Source organism: Hymenobacter tenuis (genome assembly GCF_054780495.1).
The window spans coordinates 1,173,451-1,195,192 of the sequence record NZ_BAAGWF010000001.1 but is presented as its reverse complement, the minus strand read 5'-3'; the positions used below and the strand labels follow the sequence as shown (position 1 = coordinate 1,195,192).

Annotated in this window: 20 protein-coding genes; 14 read left to right on the top strand and 6 right to left on the bottom strand. The window is 56.8% G+C overall.

Annotation, left to right across the window (positions count from 1 at the left end; translation table 11 throughout):
* Nucleotides 1–28 precede the first annotated feature (28 nt).
* On the bottom strand, nucleotides 29–2,119 hold the full coding sequence (pta, locus tag ACYVGU_RS05120) for a phosphate acetyltransferase (protein WP_460621175.1): 2,091 nt from the start codon (nucleotides 2,117–2,119) through the stop codon (nucleotides 29–31).
* Between the two features lie 246 nt (nucleotides 2,120–2,365).
* Between pta and ACYVGU_RS05115 the strand changes: the two genes are divergently transcribed.
* The 3 genes from ACYVGU_RS05115 to ACYVGU_RS05105 all read left to right on the top strand — a co-directional run bounded on the left by ACYVGU_RS05115 (nucleotide 2,366) and on the right by ACYVGU_RS05105 (nucleotide 6,465).
* Nucleotides 2,366–3,862: a DNA/RNA non-specific endonuclease gene (locus tag ACYVGU_RS05115; RefSeq protein WP_460621174.1), complete on the top strand. Its 1,497-nt coding sequence runs from the start codon at nucleotides 2,366–2,368 to the stop codon at nucleotides 3,860–3,862.
* Nucleotides 3,863–4,097: 235 nt separating this feature from the next.
* Nucleotides 4,098–5,264, top strand: coding sequence for an MFS transporter (locus ACYVGU_RS05110; protein WP_460621173.1), 1,167 nt, complete (start codon nucleotides 4,098–4,100; stop codon nucleotides 5,262–5,264).
* 127 nt (nucleotides 5,265–5,391) lie between these two features.
* The gene (locus ACYVGU_RS05105) at nucleotides 5,392–6,465 is read left to right on the top strand and encodes an AI-2E family transporter (protein ID WP_460612137.1); all 1,074 of its coding nucleotides are present in this window, start codon (nucleotides 5,392–5,394) and stop codon (nucleotides 6,463–6,465) included.
* 117 nt (nucleotides 6,466–6,582) lie between these two features.
* Here the strand turns inward: ACYVGU_RS05105 and ACYVGU_RS05100 are convergent, their stop codons facing one another.
* The 5 genes from ACYVGU_RS05100 to rsmA form a co-directional block, all read right to left on the bottom strand.
* The gene (locus tag ACYVGU_RS05100) at nucleotides 6,583–7,473 is read right to left on the bottom strand and encodes a nuclease A inhibitor family protein (protein WP_460621172.1); all 891 of its coding nucleotides are present in this window, start codon (nucleotides 7,471–7,473) and stop codon (nucleotides 6,583–6,585) included.
* A 184-nt stretch (nucleotides 7,474–7,657) separates the two neighbouring features.
* On the bottom strand, nucleotides 7,658–8,131 hold the full coding sequence (gene greA, locus ACYVGU_RS05095) for a transcription elongation factor GreA (protein ID WP_460612139.1): 474 nt from the start codon (nucleotides 8,129–8,131) through the stop codon (nucleotides 7,658–7,660).
* 141 nt (nucleotides 8,132–8,272) lie between these two features.
* Nucleotides 8,273–9,214 (bottom strand): Rossmann-fold NAD(P)-binding domain-containing protein, encoded by a 942-nt coding sequence (locus ACYVGU_RS05090; RefSeq protein ID WP_460621171.1) that lies wholly within the window; start codon nucleotides 9,212–9,214, stop codon nucleotides 8,273–8,275.
* A gap of 21 nt (nucleotides 9,215–9,235) precedes the next feature.
* Nucleotides 9,236–9,622, bottom strand: coding sequence for a hypothetical protein (locus ACYVGU_RS05085; RefSeq protein WP_460621170.1), 387 nt, complete (start codon nucleotides 9,620–9,622; stop codon nucleotides 9,236–9,238).
* Nucleotides 9,623–9,624: 2 nt separating this feature from the next.
* Nucleotides 9,625–10,413: a ribosomal RNA small subunit methyltransferase A gene (rsmA, locus tag ACYVGU_RS05080; RefSeq protein WP_460621169.1), complete on the bottom strand. Its 789-nt coding sequence runs from the start codon at nucleotides 10,411–10,413 to the stop codon at nucleotides 9,625–9,627.
* Between the two features lie 258 nt (nucleotides 10,414–10,671).
* On the opposite strand from rsmA, the gene ACYVGU_RS05075 reads away from it, so the two are divergent.
* The 11 genes from ACYVGU_RS05075 to ACYVGU_RS05025 all read left to right on the top strand — a co-directional run bounded on the left by ACYVGU_RS05075 (nucleotide 10,672) and on the right by ACYVGU_RS05025 (nucleotide 21,728).
* Nucleotides 10,672–12,120 carry a leucyl aminopeptidase family protein gene (locus ACYVGU_RS05075; protein WP_460621168.1) on the top strand — a complete coding sequence of 483 codons (1,449 nt, stop codon included), beginning with the start codon at nucleotides 10,672–10,674 and terminating at the stop codon, nucleotides 12,118–12,120.
* A 41-nt stretch (nucleotides 12,121–12,161) separates the two neighbouring features.
* Nucleotides 12,162–13,214 (top strand): PdxA family dehydrogenase, encoded by a 1,053-nt coding sequence (gene pdxA / locus ACYVGU_RS05070; protein WP_460621167.1) that lies wholly within the window; start codon nucleotides 12,162–12,164, stop codon nucleotides 13,212–13,214.
* Nucleotides 13,215–13,436: 222 nt separating this feature from the next.
* The gene (locus tag ACYVGU_RS05065) at nucleotides 13,437–13,805 is read left to right on the top strand and encodes a helix-turn-helix domain-containing protein (protein ID WP_460612145.1); all 369 of its coding nucleotides are present in this window, start codon (nucleotides 13,437–13,439) and stop codon (nucleotides 13,803–13,805) included.
* Nucleotides 13,806–13,881: 76 nt separating this feature from the next.
* Nucleotides 13,882–14,412 carry a YceD family protein gene (locus ACYVGU_RS05060; RefSeq protein WP_460612146.1) on the top strand — a complete coding sequence of 177 codons (531 nt, stop codon included), beginning with the start codon at nucleotides 13,882–13,884 and terminating at the stop codon, nucleotides 14,410–14,412.
* A 63-nt stretch (nucleotides 14,413–14,475) separates the two neighbouring features.
* The gene (gene rpmF / locus ACYVGU_RS05055; protein WP_460612147.1) at nucleotides 14,476–14,700 is read left to right on the top strand and encodes a large ribosomal subunit protein bL32; all 225 of its coding nucleotides are present in this window, start codon (nucleotides 14,476–14,478) and stop codon (nucleotides 14,698–14,700) included.
* A 141-nt stretch (nucleotides 14,701–14,841) separates the two neighbouring features.
* A complete protein-coding gene (gene plsX / locus ACYVGU_RS05050) occupies nucleotides 14,842–15,783 on the top strand; it encodes a phosphate acyltransferase (RefSeq protein ID WP_460612148.1) in 942 nt (313 codons plus the stop codon).
* Between the two features lie 65 nt (nucleotides 15,784–15,848).
* Nucleotides 15,849–16,862 carry a beta-ketoacyl-ACP synthase III gene (locus tag ACYVGU_RS05045; RefSeq protein WP_460621166.1) on the top strand — a complete coding sequence of 338 codons (1,014 nt, stop codon included), beginning with the start codon at nucleotides 15,849–15,851 and terminating at the stop codon, nucleotides 16,860–16,862.
* A gap of 191 nt (nucleotides 16,863–17,053) precedes the next feature.
* Nucleotides 17,054–17,617 (top strand): elongation factor P, encoded by a 564-nt coding sequence (gene efp / locus ACYVGU_RS05040; RefSeq protein WP_460612150.1) that lies wholly within the window; start codon nucleotides 17,054–17,056, stop codon nucleotides 17,615–17,617.
* 28 nt (nucleotides 17,618–17,645) lie between these two features.
* Complete coding sequence (accB, locus tag ACYVGU_RS05035) at nucleotides 17,646–18,140, top strand: acetyl-CoA carboxylase biotin carboxyl carrier protein (protein ID WP_460621165.1); 495 nt, start codon at nucleotides 17,646–17,648, stop codon at nucleotides 18,138–18,140.
* A gap of 124 nt (nucleotides 18,141–18,264) precedes the next feature.
* A complete protein-coding gene (gene accC, locus ACYVGU_RS05030; RefSeq protein WP_460612152.1) occupies nucleotides 18,265–19,611 on the top strand; it encodes an acetyl-CoA carboxylase biotin carboxylase subunit in 1,347 nt (448 codons plus the stop codon).
* A gap of 311 nt (nucleotides 19,612–19,922) precedes the next feature.
* The gene (locus tag ACYVGU_RS05025) at nucleotides 19,923–21,728 is read left to right on the top strand and encodes an alpha-amylase (RefSeq protein ID WP_460621164.1); all 1,806 of its coding nucleotides are present in this window, start codon (nucleotides 19,923–19,925) and stop codon (nucleotides 21,726–21,728) included.
* Nucleotides 21,729–21,742: the final 14 nt, after the last annotated feature.

The following is a 21,742-nucleotide window of genomic DNA, read 5'->3' as shown; positions in this document are numbered from 1 at the left end:
CGCCGCCCCGGCCCCTGCGCCTTGCTTGCTACCCCTGCTGGCTCTGAATGGCGGTAATGACCACGGTATTAAACACATCATCAACAGTGCAGCCACGGCTGAGGTCATTGACGGGCTTGTTGAGGCCTTGCAATACGGGGCCAATGGCTAAAGCGCCGGTTTCGCGCTGCACAGCTTTGTAGGTGTTGTTGCCCGTGTTCAGATCAGGGAAAATGAGCACGCTGGCCTGGCCGGCTACTTCGGAGTCGGGCAGTTTCTGACGACCCACGATGGGGTCCACGGCGGCATCGTACTGAATGGGGCCATCTACTTTCAGGTCGGGCCGCAGCTGGCGAACCAGCTCTGTGGCCTGGCGCACCTTCTCTACATCGGCGCCGGCCCCTGAGGTGCCCGAGGAGTACGAGAGCATGGCAATGCGCGGCTCAATGCCAAAAGCCTGGCTGCTTTCAGCCGATGAAATGGCAATTTCGGCGAGCTGCTCGGCGGTTGGGTTGGGGTTCACGGCGCAGTCGCCGAACACTGCTACGCGGTCGGGCAGGCACATGAAAAACACCGACGATACCACCGAAACCCCTGGCTTGGTTTTGATGAATTGCAGGGCCGGCCGAATGGTATGCTGCGTAGTGTGCACCGCCCCCGACACCATGCCATCGGCGTGGCCTTGCTGCACCATCATGCTCCCGAAGTATGAGACGTCGCGCATCAGGTCGCGGGCCATATCCTCGTTCACGCCTTTGCTTTTGCGCAGCTCATAAAACGCCTGCACGTAGCCGGGGTAATAGGCAGAATGCACGGGGTCGAGCACCTGCAAATGCTCGTTTTGCGGCAGGTTGAGGCCTAGTCGTTTGGCAGAAGCCGCTACCTCTTGCGGATTACCCAATATGGTTAAGTCGACGATATTCTGGTGCAGCAGCAGCGCCGCTGCGCGCAGAATCCGGTCGTCATTGCCTTCGGGTAGTACAATGTGCTGGCGTTTTCTTTTGGCCCATTGCAGCAGCCGGTACTGGAACATGTGCGGCGTAATTCCCTCAGGCTGGTAACGGGCCATACGCTCTTGCAGGGCTCGGACATCCATGTGCCGCTCAAAGGTTTGGATGGCCAGCTGAATTTTCTGGGGGTTCTCGGAGCTGATGCGGGACTTGATGGCCGCTATCTGGGTGCTGGTCTCGAACGTACCCGTAGTGACGGCCAGAATAGGCACTACCGCCGGCAAGCCCTCAATCAGCCGCTGAATCGGTTCTTCGGGCACGGAGCCTGCCGTAAGCACCAGGCCCGCCACCCTTGGGTAGCTGGCCGAGGAGTTGGCTTGCAGCGCCCCAATAATGATGTCGCCCCGGTCGCCGGGGGTTACAATAAGCACGTTTTCCTTGAGGTAGTTCAGGAAATTGGGCAGCTGCATGGCCCCAATCACGTAGTTATCTACCTGGTTGCTGAGCTCGGCCTCGCCAAAGAGCAACTTCCCTTGCAGGCCCTGCTGGATCTCGCGCATGGTGGGGTGCAGCAGGTTGATATCTTCCGGAATTACGGCCAGCAGCAACTCGGCGGGCAGCTGGTTCCGGAGCAGTTCGCGCACGTCGTTTACCTGGGCAGCAGGCACCCGATTGGCCACAGCCGCCAGCACCTGCACCTCCCGGGCCTCAAAGCTGCGCAGCACCGTCAGGACGGAGCTAACGATTTGGGCGGTGGTTTTGCCATCACCGGAAATAATCATGATGACTGGCACGCCCAGGTTTTTGGCAATAGACACATTGGCGTCGAACTCGAACGCCGTGCCAGGACCCAGGAAGTCGCTGCCTTCTACTACCGTGAAATCGTACTGCTCCTCCATCTGCTTGTATTTGTGAATGATGGTATCAATCAGCTCGCCCTGGGCATCATCTTCCATAAGGCGCAGCGCCTCGGGCCGCGTGAAGGCATAGGTATCGGCGTAGGCCTGCGGGAGCTTAAAGTAGCTGAGGATGGTAGCAATATGCGGGTCCTGAGGTTCGGCGGCGGCAATGATGGGCTTGAAGTACGCTACCTTCTGGGCCTGCCCGAGCAGCAAATTCACGAGACCCAATGCCACGAGCGACTTCCCGCTGTAGGGCTCGGCAGAAGCAATAAAAACGGTTTTGGTCATACCGATGGAATGAGAAGCCAGACGGTTGCGGCCCGTCAAAGGGGTAGCAGCCGGGCCAGTTTCAGGGTTGGAGGCAGCTAGTGCCTACGCAGCCAGCACCCGCAAGGATAGGAATCTTTCCCTAACCTGGGGCGAAAAACCCCAGCTGAAGGCCGCACCCAGCCGGATGACGAGCCGGAACCCGCCTCAACTGTTCGTCAAAACCCGCGGCTTCCGCTACATTCGCCTCGTTAATTTACTTCGCACATGCGCCGCCTCTCCTCGCTCCTGCTTTCTGGCTTGCTGCTTAGCCTTACTACCCTAGGCTGCTCCTCCAACTCCTCTGAAACTACTTCCCGCCCCTCCGCCGCTGCCAACGACGGGCCGCCCGCTATTCCGGTGGAGTCGGGAGGTAGTGCTGTTACCCAAGGCGGGGGCCGCTTTCCGGAAACATTTGAAAGCGCGGAGAAAGGCGCCTATTCTGCTGGGGATGAGAACTTGGCTTCTGGCTCCTGGCATTTCGAGGATGCGCTGATTGGCTCCTCTGACCAGGACCACAAGAACGGTCAGCACGCAGCCCGCCTGCGCGGCCAGGGCCGGTTGCGCATGAACTTCGATGCGCCTCAGGGCGTGCAAACCATCCGGATTAAAAGCGCCGCCTACGGCTCTGACCCCGCTAGCACCTGGGAGCTGTGGGGGAGCGTAGATGGCGGCCGCACCTTCCGCCGCATTGGCCAGCCTGTGCAGGCGCGTGGCCCCAAACTCATTGTAACAACCTTTCAGGGGAGCGCAGCTAGTGCGCTGCGGCTGGAAATCAGGAAAACGGATACGGGCAAGGGCCGCCTGAACATTGATGACATTGCCCTGGAAGCCGCCAACGGCGCGGCAGTAGCCGGCGGCTCGGTGGCTACAGGAACTACTAGCCCCGCGCCCAGCCCAAAGCCTACTACATCCTCCAGCCTGCCCTCCGCCACCACGGCCCAGGCTGAAGCCGTGGTAACCAGCCGCGACGACAACATGGCCCTAGGCAACCCCAGCGGCGCAACCGCCGATGTGAACATGCCTACCAACTATTTGCTGGTCAAGCCCCAGTTCGCCATTGGCTACAATGCCCAGCGTGGCACGCCTACCTGGGTAAGCTGGCACCTGAACCGCGCCTGGATGGGCTCGGCCCCGCGCCAGGATGATTTCCGCCCCGACCCAGCTTTGCCCCGCCAGTTCTATCAGGTTTCGCGCAACTCTTACACGGGCTCGGGCTTCGATAAAGGCCATAATTGCCCCTCTGCCGACCGCACCACGGAGCTCGACGACAACTCGGCTACCTTCCTGATGACCAACATGATTCCGCAGGCCGGCAACAACAACCAGCGCACCTGGAGCGACTTGGAAGAATGGACCCGGGGCCAAGTAAAGCAGGGCAAGGAAGTGTACATCATCATGGGTAGCTATGGCAAAGGCGGCACCGGCCAGAACGGCCGCATGACGACCATCGACCAGGGCCGGGTAACGGTGCCGGCTCGCGTCTGGAAGGTGCTCGTAATTTTACCCGAAGGCTCCAACGATTTGCAGCGAATTGCTACCGGCCAGGCCCGCATATTGGCCGTTGACACCCCCAACGACCAATCTGTGAGCCCCGACTGGAGCCAATACCGCGTGAGCGTAGATGCTATTGAAGCCGCCTCAGGCCTTGACTTGCTCAGCAAACTACCGCTGGCGGTACAAGAAAAGCTGGAAGCCCAAGTGGATGCTGGCGCAGTGCGCTAATCTTTCAACAATAACCTCAGACACAGCTCCTCAGCAACACAACCTGTGGGCCGCGCGTACACTAGGGCCGTTGCGGATACCAAGTAAGCCGCACATTTTCCCGACCTTTGCAGCCGACGCCTCCCACTGCGTCGTTCCTGCACTTCTCTGACCTATCTCCCACCCATCTTGCTCCTGCACAGGGGCTAGATGGGTGTTTTTTTGACCAGCCGGCAGTGCTTCGCCCTTTCTACCCATGCTTACTCAAACTCTTCCGATACCTGAACTACGCCCCCGGCGCACGCACCGCTTGGCGGTTAGCGTCGCATTTCTGTTGCAGGGCCTGTGCTTCTCGACGTGGGCGGCCCGCATCCCAACGGTGCAGCAAGAGCTAGGCCTTTCCGATACGGAGCTGGGCGGGGTGCTGCTGGCGGTTCCGGTGGGCTCTATCGCCTCGTTGCCGCTCACGGGCTGGCTGGTAGCACGCTTTGGCAGCCGCCCGCTGACCATTGTGGGCTTGCTGCTCTACGCCGCTTTTCTGCCGTTGCTGGGGCTGGCAAGTACTACGCCCCTGCTTATGGTAGCACTGGCGTTTTTCGGGCTGGCCAGCAACATGGCCAACATCAGCATCAATACCCAGGCCGTGGGTGTGGAGGCGCTTTACAGCAAGTCCATTATGGCCAGCTTTCATGGCCTGTGGAGCCTAGCGGGCTTTGCTGGTGCGGCGCTGGCTACGTTGTTCATTGCCAATAATGTAGCCCCACTACCCCACTTTCTGCTTGTAACCGCCCTAGTAGTGGCGGGCGTGGTGCTGGCCCGGCCGTACCTGTTGCCCGCCGATGCTCCGCGCGATGCTGATGCTCCCATTTTCGTACTGCCCGACAAGTCATTGCTGCTGCTGGGGGTGCTGGCGTTTTGCTCGTTGCTCTGTGAGGGTACTATGTTCGACTGGAGCGGCGTGTATTTCCGCAAAGTCATTCAGGCCGATAGCTCGCTGGAAGGCGTGGGCTTTGCCGCCTTCATGAGTACCATGGCCGGCGGCCGCTTTGTAGCTGACTGGTTTGCTGACCGGTTTGGCCGCCAACGCACCCTAGTACTGAGCGGGTTGCTGGAAGCCACCGGGCTGCTGATAGCCGTGCTATTTCCTAGCTTTATACCGGCCACTATCGGATTTATGCTCGTAGGTATTGGGGTTTCTTCGGTGGTGCCACTGGTATATGGGGCCGCGGGCCGCTCGAAAACCATGTCGCCGGGGGTGGCGCTGGCGGCGGTTACCACGGTGGGGTTTGCCGGATTTCTGCTCGGGCCGCCCGTTATTGGTTTGGTGGCCGGAGCCACTAATTTGCGGGTTTCTTTTGCCCTTATTGCCCTGATGGGACTAGCCGTAGCGGCCTTGGCCCGGCGCTCTGGGGTAGAAGATTAAAGTAAATACAACAGAAATACGATATACAGTGCCTCTTCCCCACTAGGAAGGGGCGTTTTTGTGTGTTGATGGCCGCATGAATCCGTATTTTACCGCCTAGTTCACCCTTCGCGTTTAGCGCCGATTCATGCCTCCCTCCTCCGAAAACATTTACACCGCCCGTCAGCAATACATTTTACTGATTTTGTGCTTGGTGGGTCTAGCCGTGCTGATTTTGGTTGGGCTGGGCAGCTACATCACGGCCTTTCTGGGCGCGGGTATTCTGTTCGTGGTGTTTCGACCATGGTTTGTGGGGCTGGTGCACCGGCGCCACTGGAACCGGCAGGTAGTCACCATCGGCATCTTGGTGTTTTCCTTTGTCGTCATAATTCTGCCATTCATGGCTCTGAGCCTGATGCTGATTGACCGCATCAAAACCTACGGCCAAGACACCAGCCAGATTATGGCCGTGCTGCACAAAATTGAGGAGAAAACCGGCTACACCTTCACCAACGAGCAAGGCGTGCGCACCTTATTACAGCAGAGCGTCAGCTGGCTCAGCCAACGGATTCCGTCCTTGGCCAGCGGGTTGCTGCACTTCACCGTCATTATCGGGCTGATGCTGTTCACGCTGTACTTCATGTTTGTGCAGGAAGCAGGATTTTTGCGGGGCCTCAGGCGCTACCTACCGTTTCGGCCCAGCACCATGCACGAGCTCGGCGACTCGCTGAAAAACAACGTGAATGCTAATGTGCTGGGGCAGGCAATTATTGCGCTGGTGCAGGCGCTGCTTACCAGCATCACGCTGCAAATCTTCGGCGTTGCCGATGCGCTGTTCTGGGGCGTGGTGGCCTTTTTTATGGCGTTTATACCGGTGCTGGGCACGCCGCTGGTATGGGGGCCGGCAGCCATCATCAAGCTTACGCAGGGGCACACGGGCCAGGGCGTGGGCATCCTCATTGTGGGCGTAGTGGTCATCATGAACATCGACAACCTGCTGCGCATTGTGCTGGCCCGCCGCATGGGCGATATTCACCCGTTGGTGACGCTGGCGGGGGTAGTGCTTGGCGTGGAAATCTTTGGCATTCTGGGCCTGGTGCTGGGGCCGCTGCTCCTCTCCTACTTCATGGTGCTTACCAAGGTGTTCGAGCAGGAAAACCGCATCCGAAGGCAGGATAAGCGCAAAAAACCAGAACCTGGTTTACTGCCCCCGCCGGCCTAGTAGAGTGGGCACGGCAACTAGCTACTTCACATAATTTGAATCGCTAGGTCAGCAAAACGCCCAAACCCCTTCTGAGAGGTTTGGGCGTTTTGTTGACCTAGGGATTGATGGGTCGTATCAGGTCTCCGTCAGTACGGTTTTGAATCCGGCCAGCTTGCCCCCTTCGGCTTCGCCCAGCACCAGCACGGGCACCTGCGGGCCACTGCCCAAGCGGTACACCTGCACGTTGTTGAGTTCCTGCTTCAGGTACATCTGCAGGCCCTTGAAGCGGTTGGCTTGCTCGGGGTTGCCTAGCACACCGTTATCGGCGGTGTGGTTGCGCAGAAAATAAGTAAGCTCCTGCTTTTCCACTTTAGCATCAGCAGGTGCGCCGGCCAGCTTGGCCAGGGCGGCGTCCGTAATTCCGCCGGCGGGCGCATCAAAGCTAACGGGCTCCAGCGGCGCATCCGATTCGCTCATGAATACCAGGCCCTTGGTGAGGTGCTGCAGCTGCTCCAGTGTGGCATCGTTGCCAGCCTTGGTAGGGGTAGCAGCTTCATTTACTTCGGTGGTTTCGCGGCCGCCTTTGGTATCCAGAGGCGCCAAAGAAGCTGCCTCATGGCCATGCTCTGCGGCCGGAACCTTCGCGGCAATAGCCGCTGCCAGCTCCTTCATGCGGGCCTCGGCTACCTTGATTTTGGGGTTGGCGAAGTTCATATCCGACACGTTATGCATCGGAATGAGATGTATATGCGCATGCGGAACTTCAAGCCCGATAACTGCCACCCCAATGCGCTTGCACGGCACGGCAGCGCGCACACCCTTGGCTACGCGTTGCGCAAACAGGTGTAAAGCGGCCAGCTCAGCCGGGGCTAAGTCGAAGATATAGTCGGTTTCCTTTTTCGGGATTACCAGCGTGTGGCCTTCTACTAGGGGCGTAATATCCAGAAACGCTAGGTGGTGGTCGTCCTCCGCTACTTTGTAGGCAGGCAGCTCACCCGACACGATACGTGAGAAAATAGAAGGCATGAAGGAAGGTGAAGTAGAGGTGGAACAGGAATGTAGGCAAGCAGCTACAGCAGCAACCGCCTTTCAGCTCAGCCAAAGTACGAGGCAAAACGCAAAAAGGGCGAAGCCGTAGCCTCGCCCTTTTTTGTGTATTCTGTGCGGTGAAACAGGTAACTCACCATTTCACAACTTCACAATTTCGCCGCTACCGGCTGATTTCCAGAATCTGAAACTGCAGCTTGCCAGCGGGCACGGTAATTTCGGCGGTATCGCCGGCCGACTTGCCTAGCAGGCCTTTGCCGATGGGCGACTTCACGGAGATTTTACCAGCCGCCAGATTCGCTTCTTCTTCCGCCACCAAAGTGTAGTCGAGAACCATGTTGTTCTTCAGGTTCTTGAGCTTCACTTTGCTCATAATGAGCACCTTGGTGAGGTCGAGGTTGGTTTCGTCGAGTACGCGGGCGTTGCCCACGATTTCTTCCAGCTTGGAGATTTTAAGTTCGAGCAGGCCCTGAGCTTCCTTGGCCGCGTCGTACTCAGCATTTTCGCTCAGGTCGCCTTTGTCACGGGCTTCGCGCAGGTCGTCTGCTGCTTTGGCCCGGCCGCGGATTTTGAGGTCCTGAAGCTCATCCTTCAGCTTCTGAAGACCTTCCGGAGTGTAGTAGTTGATAGTAGACATGGTGGGGTGATGTAAGCTCAAAAAACAAGGAGAACGGCCAGCGTGGCTGGCCGTTCTCCCCGAACAGGTTTAGGCAAATATACGAAAACCGGACAAATAATGCGCGTGCCCTGCTAAGCACTCTTACCCGGCGCAACTCCCCTAGGCTCGCAGAAATTCGCGTAGCTTCCGCGCCAGCACCTGGTTGATTCGCTCGTAGCTCTGGAAGCTCCAGCCGCCCACGTGCGGCGACAGCACTACGTTTGGAGCTGTACGCAGGTACTCAAAGCGCGCCTGTTGCGCTGGCGTGAGGGTTGCAAGCTTTTCATTGTCGAGCACATCGAGGGCCGCGCCCCGCACCTGCCCGGTTCGTAGCCGCTGCACCAAGGCCGCGTGGTCCAGCACTTCGCCGCGGGCCGTATTCAGCAACCACAACGGGTTGCGGAAGCCCGCCAGAAATTCTTCGTTTACCACATGATGGTTGGCTTCCGAATACGGAATGTGCAGGCTCAGCACCTCGGCCCGCTCCTGCAGCTCCGTTAAGCTTACTAGGGTGGCATGGTGGTTAAGCTCCACGTTGGGGTCGTGGTCGTAGGCTAGCACGGTGCAGTCGAAGGCCTGCAGGCGGCGGGCAAAGGCTTTGCCCATATGGCCGTAGCCCAGCAACCCGATGGTTTTGCCGCCTATTTCCTCGCCTCGGTTGGCCTCGCGGCGCCACTCTCCGGCCCGCACTTCGCGGTCGGCGCGTACAATGTTTCGGAACAGAGCCAGCAACAGACCCACAGCATACTCCCCCACGGCGTCGCGGTTGCCTTCAGGTGCGTTGAGTAGCGTTACACCGGCCGCAGCCAGGGCCTCTTCGTCAATGTTATCCACCCCAGCGCCAGCCCGGCATACGTAGCGTAAGTGCGGCCCGTTGGCTAGCAGCGCGGCCTTTACGCGCACTTTGGAGCGCACAATCAATCCATCGTACGGATGCGCCGCCAGCGCCGCCGCTACTTCCGTGGGGCGCAGGTCGGGGCGGTAATGAAGTTCCACATCCAATTCCTGCAGCAAATCGGGCAAGCTCGGGTGCATTTCGTCGATGACGAGGCAGAGGGACATTTTTCGTGTGAAAAATATGAATTAGAAATGACGAGTAGCTTCTTCGTTTTCGGCACTTACCGAAGCCTGGGAATAGGTCAAAGATTCTTCCGATTCTTCGCTACTTCGGGCTGCCGCATCAACTGACACGTGTAGTTTAAGTTCAGCATCGTACCCTACTACTTGTTGCCTTACCCGACGAAAATCATAAAACCCACCCACAATAGTTTGAGGCTCTTGCCACCAGTGGTTTTGATACCCTAATGACGTGCGGCCTTCATAGTCGTTTCTAACATGGTAACCGGGAGCTTGCCTTAGCGGCTCCCAAGTTCCTTGATCCATTGTCTGGATTGCCTTCCAGAAATTCCAACTCAGTACGGCAACCACACTAGCTGCCAGCGCAAGTCCAACCCTAGCTTTGGGGCGCATGGTTAAACTGCCTTGTGCTCCTGAACGTGTTTCGTAAGGCCCACAAAATCTTGCACGCTCAATTGCTCAGCGCGCTTATCAAAAATGGGGTCAGTAGTAGTTTCTGGAAGCATACCGAACGGCTTAAGAGCGTTGCGCAGCGTTTTACGGCGGGTCTGGAAGGCTTGCTTTACTACCTGGAAAAATAGCTTTTCGTCGCAGGCCAGCTGTTGGGTTTGGTTGCGGGTGAGGCGAATGACGGCCGACTGCACCTTGGGCGGCGGGCTAAATACATGCGGCGGCACCGTAAACAGGTAATCGATGTCGTAAAACGCCTGCAGCAGCACGCTCAGAATACCGTAGGTTTTGGAGCCGGGCCCTTCGGCGAGGCGGTCGGCTACCTCCTTCTGAATCATGCCCACACACTCACGTACCTGGTGGCGGTGAGTTAGCACCTGAAAGTAAATCTGGGAGCTGATGTTGTAGGGAAAGTTACCAATGATGCTGATGGGTCGCCCGTCATAGAGCTTACCCAAGTCCATCTTCAGAAAATCCTGGGAGTAAATCCGCCCCGCCAGCGCCGGAAAATGCTTGCCCAGGTACTCCACTGAATCCCGGTCAATTTCCACCACCGCCGTTTCGTACTCGGGGTGTTGGAGCAGGGTTTGGGTGAGCACGCCCATACCGGGGCCAATTTCCAGCACCTCTTTCACGTCATCGGGCAGGCGCAGGGCTTCCACAATGTTGCGGGCAATGTTGGGGTCGTTGAGAAAGTGCTGCCCGAGGTGCTTTTTGGCTCTGACGGAATCCATGCGCGTAAAATTAAATGGGTGGCCCGACCGACAACGTGGCCGTCAGCGGGTGCTGGAGGAAGACGTTCTCGCGTATACGCTGTTCCCCAACGATTTTGCTAGGGTGCTTGCAGAAGGCAACCGCGCAGCTTGTGAGAGCAGGTAGCGGATATGCCCAAAGTGGCCTACCTTCACGCCCAAAGATACGCCGGCAGCGGCCGTTTCTCAGCGCTTTGCGCTGCAAACGGGGGTAGCAGCTGGCTTTACGGACTTAGAATCATGCCTTTATCCCTCGCATACGCCGCCGATTTTCCCTCCTTCGCGGATACCGTATTCATTCTGCCAGCCGGTACCAAAGAACTGCCCATCAGCGCCGCCGCCGATTTGCCCGAGGCAGCCCGCACCTACGTGGCAACCCAGCTCACGGCCGACGAGAAGCTAATCAGCGTGAACCAGTACACGCACCGCCATTATTACGTGGTGGCAGAAGAGAAAAAGACGGAAGCACTAACCTGCGAAGCCCTGCGCAAAGCCGGGCACCAGTTGCACGCCCGCCTGAAAGCCGATAAAGTCCCGGAGCTATTTATTAACGACTTGACCGCCAACGGGGCCCTAGCCCTGGCCGAAGGCATCGCCCTGACCGCGTATCAGTTCGAAGGCTACAAAACCGACGAGAAATCGAAAAAAACTCCCGACCTCCAGCTGATTACGCTGGTGGGCCCGCACCTGAGCACCGAAAAAGTGCAGGAGCTAGACAACATCTTGCAAGGGGTATATCTGGCCCGCGACCTAGTAAACATGCCCTACAGCCACCTCAATGCTACGCAGCTAGCCCAGCGCTTCGAGGAAGCCGGCGAAGCGGCCGGTTTTCAGGTAGAGGTGCTGGACTTTGTCCGCATTGAGTCCCTGCGCATGGGTGGCCTGTTGGCAGTAAACCAGGGCTCCCCCGAGCCGCCTACCTTCACCATTATGGAGTACAAGCCCGCCGGCGCCACCAATGCCAAGCCGATTGTGCTGGTGGGTAAAGGCGTAGTGTACGACACGGGCGGACTTAGCCTAAAGCCCACGCCCAACAGCATGGACCTGATGAAGTGCGACATGGCCGGCTCGGCGGTGGTAGTAGGTGTACTCACGGCGCTTGCTAAAAACCAGATTCCACTGCACGTTATCGGGTTGGTACCGGCCACCGACAACCGCCCCGGCGGCCCCGCCCTGGCCCCCGGCGACGTGATTACCATGTACAACGGCCTGACGGTAGAGGTAATGAACACCGATGCCGAAGGCCGCCTGATCCTGGCCGATGCCCTGGCGTTTGCCAAAAAATACAACCCCGAGTTGGTGCTCGATTATGCAACGCTTACCGGATCGGCCGCTCGTGCCATTGGCCAGGAAGGCATTGTGTTTATGGGCACCGCCGAGGAAAACGTGATGCAGGACCTAAAGCAAGCCGGCAACACCACCCACGAGCGCCTCGTGGAGTTTCCGCTGTGGGATGAATACGCCGACCACATCAAGAGCAGCATTGCCGACCTCAGCAACATGGGCAAAGCCGAAGCCGGCGCCATTTCAGCCGGTAAGTTTTTGGAGCGCTTCACGGAGGGCTACCCGTGGGTTCACTTCGATATTGCCGCGCCGGCCTTCCTTACTGCCCCCGACTCGTACCGTGGTAAAGGTGGAACCGGCACGGCCGTGCGCCTCACGTATGAGTTCCTGAAAAAGCGGGCCTAGTAACCGGCTCTCACCTGTTCCCTCCATTCTAATTACCTCCCATGCTTCCACGCATTGGCATTTCCGTCGGCGACCTGGCCGGAATCGGACCGGAAATCATATATAAGACCTTTCTTGATCAACGGCTGCTGAAGTACTGCACGCCCGTTGTGTACGGCACGGCCACTGTACTCTTCGACGACTTTCCGGCCGACGCAAACCACGACCCGCTCACGTTCCGGCAGGTGCGCGAAGCCGCGGATATTGCGCCCGGCAAGCACAACGCTGTTACCTGCTGGGACGAAGACTACACGCTCACGCCCGGCCAACCCAGCGCGGCCAGCGGTGCCGCAGCCCGCCAGAGCCTGCTGGCCGCTGCCCGCGACCTAAAAGCCGGCTTGCTCGATGCCCTGGTTACGGCCCCCATCAGCAAGGAAAACACCCAGGCCGATGACTTCCGCTTCCCCGGCCACACCGAGTTTCTGACCTCATTCTTTGAAGCCAAAGAAAGCCTAATGCTGCTGGCCAGCGAAGACCTGCGAGTAGCCACTGTCACGGGTCATATACCGCTAAAGGATGTACCGGGCCGTATTACCAAGGAACTGCTCACTACCAAACTGCGCATTTTGCTGAACTCCCTTAAGCAGGATTTCGGTATCGAGAAGCCGCGCATTGCGGTGCTCGGGCTAAACCCGCACGCTGGCGAAAACGGTTTACTAGGCACCGAAGAAGCCGAAACCGTTACACCGGTATTGCAGCAGTTTCAGCAGGAAGGCCACCTTACCTACGGCCCCTTCCCGGCCGATGGCTACTTCGGCACCGGCCAGTTCCGGCAGTTTGATGCCACACTTTCCCTCTACCACGACCAGGGGTTGATACCGTTTAAGACCCTAGCCTTTGAACGCGGCGTCAACTTCACGGCTGGCTTGCCCGTCATCCGCACCTCTCCCGACCACGGCACTGCCTATGGCTTGGCGGGCCAGTTCAAGGCCGACGAAACGTCTTTCCGGGAAGCCCTGTATATGGCCTGCGACCTAGTGCGCCAACGCAAAGCCTTGGCCGAAATTAAGCCCCTAATACCTGGGCCTGCCCCACGTGGTGGCCGACAGGAGTAGCCAGCACTAGCCCTCCAAAGCATACAAACCGCTTCGGCTCTGAACAGCAGCCGGAGCGGTTTTTTGTAATTGGCACCGTAGCAACTTCACCACACATTCTAACGCTTTCGGAAAGATTCTTTCCAAAATCGAAATATTGTTTGTGGTTTTGGAATAATGCTGGTAAGTTTGCAGCCACAAATCCTGGGTACAGCAGCGGTTGCTGTTCTTTCTTCTGTTTACATGACGCTTCACACTCCCGCTGACTACCGAACTGCCCTGCGCCGCCTGGATGCATTGGTGGCGGCTGGTTTTGAGGGGAATGCAACACTGGAGGCAGAGTTTAGAGAGCTGATTGCGGCCCTTGATATGTACGAAGGCCAGTTGGGCTTACTACCCATCCCCAACCTTCCAACCTCCTTGGCCGAAATGATTGAGCTGAAACGACAACAGATGCGGCTCAAGCAAAAGGAGCTGGCTGAGTTGCTGGAAGTACCAGCGGGTCGCCTTTCGCAAATTCTTAGCGGGAAGCGCCGTGTAACCCTGGATCTGGCCAAGCGGCTGTATGAGCGACTGGGCATTCCGCCAGATTTCATTCTTAAAAACGCCTAGCCAGCCTCTCTACAGCGCTTCTGCTTTTACAAAACGGGGAAAACTTTCTACTTTTGCCCCCTGCTACAAATTAGCCGTGAAGAAGGATCCTAAATTCGATATCAACATTGCCCGTCTGGCCGACAAAACGCATCACTTCGCGTTTACGTTGGACAAGGCTTTTTTTGAGCAGTTTGACCAGGAGCTCATTCCGGATGGCAACGTTCAGGCTGATGTGACGCTCACCAAAACCGAGCGCCTCATCACCGTGGATTTTGACCTGCACGGCACCGTGCGCCAGATCTGCGACCGTAGCCTGGATGAGTTTGACCAGAAGGTGGAAGCGCACGAGCAGCTGCTGGTGCGCTTCGGCGACCAGAACCTAGAACTGGATGACAACGTGCTGCAAATCACGCCCGATACCCAGACGCTGCCCCTGGCCCAACACCTCTTTGATTACATCGGCTTGGCCTTGCCCATGAAGAAGCTGCACCCGCGCTTCCAGAATGAGCCCGATGAAAACCCCGATGCCGACGCCAAACTCATTTTCACTACCCGTAAGGAAGGCGAAGATGACGAGGATGACGACAACGACCCGCGCTGGAATGCGCTGCGCAACCTCAACTAGGCGCGCGCCCTGCTGACTTCCGTTTGTAAATTTTCTCTTTGCTTTTAATTCCCCTTTTCAACCATGGCACATCCTAAGCGCCGGACCTCCTCCGCTACCCGTAACAAACGTCGTAGCCACTACAAACTGACTCCGAAAGCCGTAACTATGTGCTCGACGACCGGCGAACTGCACTTGCGTCACAAAGCGTACGTAGTTGACGGTGACCTGTACCTGAACGGTAAAGTAGCCATCAAAGACTACGCTCCCGTAGCTGCTCCGGTCGCTACCGACAACGACGAAGAATAGTCGTTCGTTAGCCGCTTTCTTACCTATGCGGCGGTAAAGCCATTGGCCTCCGGATTATTGCCTAGCTGCTTCAGCAGGTAGTAATCCGGAGCTTTGGTGCCCCGCATAGCTTCTCTCCCGGACCTCTTTGATTCTCCGTTCATGAAGATAGCCCTGGACGCAATGGGGGGCGATTTTGCTCCTCAGGCCGCCGTCGATGGAGCCGTACTGGCCGCTCAAGCGCTAGCCGGTAAGGCTCAGATAGTGCTCATCGGCCAGGAAGACGCCGTACGCCCCCTGCTAGCCCAACATGGTGCTGCCGCTACCGACCTTTTACTAGTACCTGCTTCGCAAATCATTGAGATGGGCGAGCACCCGGCAAAAGCCTACCAGCAAAAGCAAGATTCCAGCATTGCCGTAGGCTACCGTATGCTGGCCACCGGCGAAGTAGAAGCGTTCTGCTCAGCGGGCAATACCGGCGCTATGCTGGTGGGAGCTATGTTCAGCGTGAAGGCGGTATCGGGGGTTATGCGCCCGGCCATTGCTAACTTTGTTCCCAAGACGCACGGTGGCTTAGGCATCATGCTGGATGTAGGTGCCAACGCCGAATGCAAGCCCGAAATGCTGGAGCAGTTTGGTGAGTTAGGCTCCCTCTATGCCCAGCATGTACTAGGCATCGAAAAGCCTAAAGTTGGCTTGATGAACCTGGGGGAAGAAGAAGGCAAAGGCACCGCCAATACGCAGGCCGCCTACCAGCTGCTGAAAGTGAATCCGCACATTCACTTCATCGGAAATATCGAGGGTCGCGACTTGTTTAATGACAAAGCGGACGTTATTGTCTGCGACGGATTTACCGGCAACGTGGTACTCAAAATGGCAGAGTCGGTGTACGACATCCTCGCCGAAAAGAACATCCACGACCCCTTCCTTGACCAGTTCAACTACGAAGCTGTTGGGGGCTCTCCTATCCTGGGCATTAACGATAATGCCATCATCGGGCACGGAGTAAGCACACCTCAAGCTATCTGCAATATGCTGTTGCAAGGGTACCAAATGGCTAGCTCTGGCATCGCCGACCAGATAAAAGCCACCTTTAAATCTTAAGAGCGACACAAGTCCGGCAGCTGAGCCGGACTTTTCCTTTTGCCGCGTTTTCCGTTCCCTCTCTAATGAAGATTACCGCTGCCATCACCGGAGTCGGCTCTTACGTGCCCGACTACGTGCTTACTAATCAGGAGCTCGAAACAATGGTCGAGACAACTGACGAGTGGATTATGAGCCGAACCGGAATTCAGGAGCGGCACATTCTGAAGGGCGAAAACCAGGGAACCTCCGTAATGGGCATAAAAGCGGTAGAGCAGCTGCTGGCTAAAACCGGCACCTCGGCCGCCGACATTGACCTGATTATTTGCGCTACTACCACTCCCGACTTGGTGTTTCCGGCTACTGCCAACATCATCTCGGCCGCGGTGGGGGCTACTAAAGCCTTCAGTTTTGATATGCAGGCGGCTTGCTCAGGCTTTATGTACGCACTGGCAACGGGCTCACAGTTTATTGCCACCGGCACTTACAAAAAGGTAATTGTGGTGGGCGCCGACAAAATGTCGAGCATCATCGACTACACCGACCGCTCTACCTGCATCATTTTTGGTGATGGCGCCGGCGCGGTGTTGCTGGAGCCCAACCAGGATGGACTAGGTCTGCTCGACCAGGAATTGCATTCTGATGGCAATGGCGAACAGTATCTGCACCAGAAAGCTGGTGGCTCCCGCCGCCCGCCCTCAGCGGAGACAGTAGCAAACCGGGAGCATTACGTACACCAAGAAGGCGCAGCTGTTTTCAAGTTTGCTGTAAAAAACATGGCCGATGTGGCCGCACAGGTAGCGGACCGCAATGGTTTGAACCCTGAAACTATTGATTGGCTGGTGCCACACCAGGCCAACAAGCGCATTATAGATGCTACGGCAAACCGCGTGGGCATTGGCCCGGAAAAGGTGATGCTCAACATTCATAAGTACGGCAACACCACCAACGGTACCATTCCGCTGTGCCTCTCCGACTACGAGTCGAAGCTGCGCAAAGGCGACAACCTCATTATTGCGGCCTTTGGGGGCGGCTTTACCTGGGGTGCGCTGTACCTGAAATGGGCGTATGATCCGAAGCCTGGACCTGCGGCTGCCTAATTCCGGCGGCGCGAAACCAGAAAACCTCTATACTTGCACTCCCGACGTGCCGCCCCGCCAACTTTTCGGGACGGCACGTTGCGTTTCCACCCTAGTAACTCTCTTTCTGAATGTTGAAGATGCAGAGCTGAGCCGGTCGTTTCCGCCAGACTTTTCTTTGGATTTTCTTCTTTTAATTTCTCTTTCCCACCATGGCCACGACCGCAGACTTTCGCAACGGGCTCGTTTTGAACTACAACGGCGAGTTGCACGTCATCACCGAATTTCAGCACGTAAAACCCGGCAAAGGCCCGGCTTTTGTGCGCACCAAGCTCCGCAACATTAAAACCGGCCGCGTACTTGATAACACCTTCAACGCTGGGGTGAAAGTGGAAACTGCCCGCGTAGAGCAGCGCCCGCACCAGTACCTGTACAAGGACGACTACGGCTACACGTTCATGGACAATGAATCGTTTGAGCAGGTAGTGTTGCCCGAAGCTATGGTCCCCTTCGCCGACCTGATGAAAGAAGGCCAAGTAGTTACCATCCTGTTCCACGCCGAAACAGAGCAGCCGCTTACGGCCGAATTGCCCACCACGGTGGAGCTAATGGTAACGTACACGGAGCCCGGCCTAAAGGGCGATACCGCCACGAACACGCTCAAGCCCGCCATTGTAGAAACGGGGGCCCGCATTCAGGTGCCGCTGTTTATTGATACCGACACCAAAATTCGCATCAAGACGAGCGACTACTCCTATGTCGAAAGAGTCAAGTAAGCAGCCCAATAAGCCCACTGTCGCCCCCATGAAAGCCAAAGAACTCCAGGAACTCATCGACTTCATTGCCAAGTCGGGTCTGAACAAAGTCAACATCGAAACCGACGAATTTAAAATCTCGGTTCAGCGCGAGCCCAACACGAAAGTGGTAAGCGGCGGGATGATGTCTCAGCCGGCTGCTGCCGCAGCCCCAGCGGCTCCGGCCGCGGCAGCAGCTCCGGCACCCGCAGCTGCTCCGGCAGCAACTCCTGCGGCTCCGGCTGCAGAAGCTGCCGGTGGTAACTATGTGCCCTTGAAAGCCCCGATGATTGGCACCTTCTACCGCAGCAACAGCCCCGACTCGCCGGCGTTTGTGCAAGTAGGCGACCTAGTAGAAAAAGGTCAGGTGATCTGCATTATTGAAGCCATGAAGCTGTTCAATGAAATTGAAGCAGAGCAGGCTGGCCGTGTGGTTAAAGCAATGGTAGAAAATGCTTCGCCCGTGGAGTACGATCAGCCACTGTTCCTGATTGAGCCAATGTAATTGATTGGGGTCTTGGGGTCTTGGGGAAGTAGGGTTTACGCTTGTTACAAGGCTAGCCCTAACTCCGCAAGGCCCTTCCCTTTTTCCTCAAGACCCCACGCTCCCTAGCCCCCAGACCCCACTCATGTTCAAAAAAATACTGATTGCCAACCGGGGCGAAATTGCGCTGCGCGTAATTCGGACCTGCAAGGAAATGGGCATCAAAACGGTGGCCGTGTATTCGACGGCCGATAAGGAAAGCCTGCACGTTCGGTTTGCGGATGAAGCCGTGTGCATTGGGCCTCCTAGCTCCGCCCAAAGTTACCTGAGCATCCCTACCCTGATTGCGGCGGCTGAAATCACCAACGCCGACGCCATTCACCCAGGCTATGGCTTCCTGTCGGAAAACGCAGAGTTCTCGCGGGTTTGCCAGGAAAACGGCATCAAGTTCATCGGGGCCACGCCCGAGATGATTAATCAGATGGGTGATAAAGCCTCGGCTAAAGCCACCATGATCAAAGCTGGGGTGCCCTGCATTCCAGGCTCGGTTGGTCTGCTTGATTCCGTGGAGCAAGGCAAGAAAATAGCCAGCGAAATTAAGTACCCCGTTATCCTGAAGGCCACAGCCGGCGGCGGCGGACGCGGTATGCGCATTATCAACTCCGAAGACGAGTTTGAGAAGGCCTGGAACGACGCCCGTACCGAATCCAAAGCAGCTTTCGGCAACGATGGCATGTACCTGGAGAAGTTCGTGGTGGAGCCCCGTCACATTGAGATTCAGGTGTGCGGCGACCAGTACGGCCATGTGTGCCACCTTTCGGAGCGCGACTGCTCCATTCAGCGCCGCCATCAGAAGCTGGTAGAAGAGGCCCCCTCTCCTTTCATGACGGATGATTTGCGTGAGCGGATGGGTGCCGCAGCCATTGCCGGAGCTTCCGCTATCGGCTACGAAGGCGTGGGCACCATCGAGTTCCTGGTGGATGCTAACCGCGACTTTTACTTCATGGAGATGAACACCCGCATTCAGGTGGAGCACCCCGTGACGGAAGAAGTTATCAACTACGACCTGATTAAAGAGCAAATCAAGGTAGCAGCAGGCATTCCGATTACGGGCAAGAATTATACGCCCAAGATGCACGCCATGGAATGCCGCATCAACGCTGAAGATCCGGCGAACAACTTCCGCCCCTCACCCGGCAAAATCACGGTGCTGCACATCCCCGGAGGCCATGGTGTACGCGTAGATACGCACGTATATGCTGGCTACCAGATTCCGCCAAACTACGACTCGATGATTGCCAAACTCATTACGGTAGCACAAACCCGCGAGGAGTGTATCGTGAAGATGAAACGCGCCTTGTCGGAGTTCGTGGTAGAAGGCGTTAAGACAACCATTCCGTTCCACCTTAAGCTCATGGATAACGAGCAGTTCAAGGCCGGAGACTTCACCACCAAATTCCTGGAAACTTCCTTCGACTTTTCGGAGCTGTAAGAGGCACTTCCTTAAGAAGCTAAAAAGGGTCTGATCCGTAGGGGTCAGACCCTTTTTTGTTGCCAAGCATAAATTGCACTAAATCAACACAACACCATTAATTGTAAACAGAACATTACCGCTTGAAAGTTGCACCAATAATTGACTAAAACAGGATAACAAAGCATCAATCCGGTTAAAAAACCGGTCAAATTCAGGTTAGTAACCACTCACTATTAATTTTCGAATAGCCAAAATAGTATTACATATTTAATATTGAGCTCCTCTATACTTGCACTGTTCTTCTACTACCAACCAAAACACCCACTCGAATGAAAACAAAATCAGTGGTGGCCCTATGGGGGCTGCTGACTGCGGGCACGCTATTTTCGGCCTGCAACAAAGAGGTAGCCACGCCGGCTCCCCCGGCCCCAATTACAGCCAGCACCAGCAGCAATGCCGTTGTTGCAAATGGCGTAATGATGCAAGGTTTTTATTGGGATGTACCCATCAGCAACCCCGCTGGCTCATGGTGGCAGAATCTGGGCTCGAAGGCAGCTGAGTTAAAGGCAGCCGGTATCACGGCACTCTGGATACCACCGGCTTACAAAGGTGGCAGCGTGAATGACGTAGGCTACGGCGTGTACGACCGGTACGACCTCGGCGAATTCAACCAGAAAGGCACCATCCCTACGCGTTACGGCACCATCGGGCAGCTGCAGTCGGCGGTAACGGCGCTGCACAACCAGGGCATTCAGGTGTACGAGGATATGGTGATGAACCACCTGACCTTTGCTGATAACCAGGAGCTAGCGAACAACCAGTACAACGTGTACACCAGCTTCACGTACCCGGGCCGCAACAACACCTACAGCTCGTACAAGTGGCACTGGTACAACTTCAGCGCTACCCAGCAGGCTCCTAATAATGGCTGGTATCAGTGGTACTCCTACGATTTCCAACCTTACGCCAACGGCGACGCGTACGATAACCTGCTAGGCTCCGAAATCCGGTATGCCGACGTAAACAACGCCAACGAAACCATTACGTGGGGTAACTGGATTACCAACAAGCTCGGCCTAGATGGATACCGCCTAGACGCTACCAAGCACATTCAGACCAGCTACATAAACCGGTGGTTGGATAACGTGAAGGGCACCCGCTTTGCCGTGAGCGAAGCTTGGTTCCGCGACCTGAACGAGCTGAAAAACTATGCCGCCGCTACCGGTGGCCGCACCAGCCTCTTCGATGTACCGCTGCACTACACGTTTGCCGACATGAGCAACGGTAATGGCAGCTGGGATATGCGCGGCCTGCAGTTTGCCGGCTTCACCGAAGCCAATGGCCCGCTGTCGGTTTCCTTTGTAGATAACCACGACACCGACCACCCTGGCGCGCTTTACTCGCCGGTTACCAATCTCAAGATGCTGGCCTACGCCTACATCCTGACTCGCGAGAAAGGCTACCCCTGCGTTTTCTACAAAGACTACTACAACTACGGCCTCGGCGCCCAGATCAAGAAGCTCACGGAAATTCGTCGGGCTAACGCCTACGGCACCGGCTTTGAGTACACGAGCGTGAACGACGCCGATGTGTATGCCTACTCCCGCTCGGGCGATGCCACGCACGCCGGCCTGCTCGTGCTACTGAACGATGGTGGCTCAGCGCGCACCAAGGGTATTACTACCCCCTTCAAGAGCGCAACCCTCACCGACAAAACCGGCAACAGCACCAGCACCATTACGACTGATGCCAACGGCTACGGCGTATTTCCGGTAAATGCGCGCAGCTACTCCGTATGGGTACCCGGCACGGTAGGCGGCACTACGCCTCCTCCTACCACAGGCACCACGGCCGTGACGTTTAACGTGACCTATAGCAACACAGTATCGGGCCAGGATGTGTACGTGGTGGGCAGCACGGCTCAGCTAGGCAGCTGGAACACGGCAAATGCCATCAAGCTCAGCGGCGCGGCCTATCCGAAGTGGAGCGGCACCGTGAACCTGACCAGTGGCGTTTCAGTGCAGTACAAATACATCCGTAAAGATGGCGCCGGCAATGTGCTCTATGAAGGCGGCTCCAACCGCACCTTCACCCCATCGGGCACTACGCAAACGCGTACCGATACGTGGCAATAACTGCTAAAAGCTTC